Origin of the sequence: Noviherbaspirillum sp. ST9, assembly GCF_048799745.1 — a bacterium.
In the GTDB taxonomy this organism is placed as follows: domain Bacteria; phylum Pseudomonadota; class Gammaproteobacteria; order Burkholderiales; family Burkholderiaceae_D; genus Noviherbaspirillum.
In genome coordinates, this window is the sequence record NZ_JBLWFR010000123.1 from 1 (window position 1) to 624 (window position 624).

2 protein-coding genes are annotated in these 624 nt (G+C 43.1%); both read right to left on the bottom strand.

The window, feature by feature from the left end:
* A partial coding sequence (locus ACNOHI_RS25100) for an ATP-binding cassette domain-containing protein (RefSeq protein ID WP_420477449.1) occupies positions 1-197 on the bottom strand: 197 nt, incomplete at its 3' end.
* Positions 197-624 (bottom strand): ABC transporter permease (locus tag ACNOHI_RS25105; RefSeq protein ID WP_420477450.1); only part of this gene is annotated, 428 nt, incomplete at its 5' end. The genes ACNOHI_RS25100 and ACNOHI_RS25105, both read right to left, overlap by 1 nt.

The window sequence follows — 624 nt, forward strand, 5'->3', positions numbered from 1 at the left end:
AGAGATCCTTCATAATCAGTGTCCATGGTAGAAAGAACATACAACATGGTCGATTTCCCGCATCCCGATTTCCCGATCACCGATACGAACTCTCCTTTATACACTTCAAAACCAATCCCTTTCAATACCTTAAACTTTTCAGGTTCGTAGAAATATTTATTCAGGTTTTTGACCTTTAACGCTGTTACCTTATCCATCAGCCACGAATTATTGATACCGGGTCGACTTTCGAAGCCATACGGGCCGGAATATACCCGGCAAAGAATGCAGTGACGATCCCGAACAGAAAGCCTTCCAGGTAGTGTTTAAAGTAAAAAGAAACAGGCAGGTAACTAAGGTTACCCGTGCCGATGTACATGCGTGAAACCATCCATGAAATGAACCAGCCCGATAAAACGCCCATCATCCCTCCTATAACACCAATAAACAGCGCCTGCCTGATAAAAATGGAGATCACATGAACTCCCGCGAAGCCGGTGGCTTTCAGGATTGCGATTTCCTTAATCTTCTCATAAATGGTCATATTCAAAATGTTGTAAATTCCAAAACCGGCAACCACCAATATGGTAATCACTACCGAATTGGCGATAACATCCCTGATCATCCTGGCTGCAATAGATTGTT